This window comes from Shewanella sp. SM20 (assembly GCF_025654545.1).
In the GTDB taxonomy this organism is placed as follows: domain Bacteria; phylum Pseudomonadota; class Gammaproteobacteria; order Enterobacterales; family Shewanellaceae; genus Shewanella; species Shewanella oncorhynchi.
In genome coordinates this window covers 1-534 of the sequence record NZ_JAKKRK010000150.1, presented here as the reverse complement: position 1 = coordinate 534, position 534 = coordinate 1, and the positions used below count along the sequence as shown (strand labels likewise).

Annotated in this window: 1 pseudogene; it reads left to right on the top strand. The window is 42.7% G+C overall.

Going from position 1 to position 534, the window contains the following annotated elements:
• Positions 1–534: pseudogene (locus tag L5M18_RS23390) on the top strand (IS3-like element ISSba5 family transposase); the annotation flags it as partial.

Genomic DNA, 534 nt, shown 5'->3' with positions numbered 1-534 from the left:
AAGCATCTCCGATTACCCCTGAACAAATTGAAATCCGTGAGCTGAAGAAGCAAATAGCTCGTCTTGAGGAGCACAATCTTATCCTAAAAAAGGCTACCGCTCTCTTGATGTCAGACTCGATGAACAATTTACGCTAATCAGCGCACTCAAGCAGAGCCACTCTATTCTCACAATTTGTAATGCATTCAAAGTACATCGAAGTAGCTATAAGTATTGGCTAAAAAGAAAAGAACATATTGATGCAGACTTTACTATTTTATGCAGTGAAGTGAAGGCCGCACATCATATTAGTCATGGCTCTGCCGGTGCTCGAACGATAGCGCAATTAGTGACTAATAAAGGGATTGGTCTCAGTCGTTATCGAGCCCGTAATCTAATGAAAAAGCTTGGGTTATTAAGCTGTCAGCAGCCTAAGCATTCTTATAGGAAAGCGACACAAGAGCATGTTGCAATCCCCAATACGCTAAATCGACAGTTTGCAGTAACTCAACCAGATCAAGTGTGGTGTGGCGACGTGACGTATGTTTGGGTCGG